This is a genomic window from Ralstonia sp. VS2407 (genome assembly GCF_052950655.1).
Window position 1 is genome coordinate 1 of sequence record NZ_JBRFVG010000364.1, and the last position, 436, is coordinate 436.

At 58.0% G+C, this 436-nt stretch carries 1 protein-coding gene; it reads left to right on the top strand.

Annotated features, from left to right (window positions below):
- Positions 1 to 114: 114 nt before the first annotated feature.
- Positions 115 to 436 (top strand): isopentenyl-diphosphate Delta-isomerase (idi, locus tag ACU8YE_RS25485; protein ID WP_446930382.1); only part of this gene is annotated, 322 nt, incomplete at its 3' end.

Genomic DNA, 436 nt, shown 5'->3' on the forward strand with positions numbered 1-436 from the left:
GGTGGACGGATCAGCAGCGTCTCAATCGTGCCTAGGAGGCGACATTGGGCCAATATCGTCAAGCTACAGCGTATTCGACTTCGCGGGACTCGCGGTTATTGGTAACTTGACGTCATGAGTCATCATGATGGCGAGAACGTGGGGACGAGCGCGGATTCCGGTTATGACGATTTCGTTATCCTGCTTGACGATGACGGCAACCACATTGGAACCGCTCCCCGGGCGACCGTCCACAGTCAACATACCCCTAGGCATCTCGCCTTCTCGTGTCACGTTCTTGACGTAGGCGGTCGGGTACTTGTGACCCGGCGCGCTTTGACGAAGGTGGCGTGGCCAGGGGTGTGGACCAACACCTGTTGTGGGCATCCACGTGTAGGGGAGACGATTATTGACGCCGCCGTGCGTCGTACTCACCAGGAACTCGGACTCGACCTTG